The 514-nt window shown below is 66.7% G+C and carries 1 protein-coding gene; it reads right to left on the reverse strand.

What is annotated here, in order from left to right; genetic code table 11:
* The coding region (locus GTW58_RS14050) for an NAD-glutamate dehydrogenase domain-containing protein (protein WP_168023657.1) at window positions 1-514 on the reverse strand (514 nt) is incomplete at both ends.

The following is a 514-nucleotide window of genomic DNA, read 5'->3' on the forward strand; positions in this document are numbered from 1 at the left end:
CGTTGATCATGTGGTCCGGGGCGACCGCGCACACGACCCCGCGACGCAGCGGGTGGGTCTGGAGATCCCCGCCGAAGCGCTCCAGCACCGGCGCCGGGAAATAGGCATCCACCACCCGGTCGGTCCAGGGGTCCTCCGCCAGGTCCGACTCCACCAGCGCCTCGGAGAGCTGGATCTTGGCGTACGCCGTGAGCACGGACAGTTCGGGGGAGGTCATGGTCTCTCCCGCGGCGATGCGCTCCTCCATGGCGTCCGTGGACGGGAGGTACTCGATGGCCCGGTCCAGGTCGGCGGTGTCCTCCAGCCAGTCCATGAGGCGTTCGTAGGTCACCATGTAGTCGTCGGCTTTCCACCGGTCCACGGTGAGGGTGACGTTCTGCGCCACGTTGGTGCGCAACACCAGATCGGCGACCTCATCGGTCATGGACTCGATGAACTGCGCCCGGTCCTCTTCCGACAGACGCCCGGCGGTGACCATCCTGTCCACCAGGATCTTGATGTTGACCTCCCGGTC

The sequence above is a fragment of the Kocuria subflava genome (assembly GCF_012163155.1).
Taxonomy (GTDB): domain Bacteria; phylum Actinomycetota; class Actinomycetes; order Actinomycetales; family Micrococcaceae; genus Kocuria; species Kocuria subflava.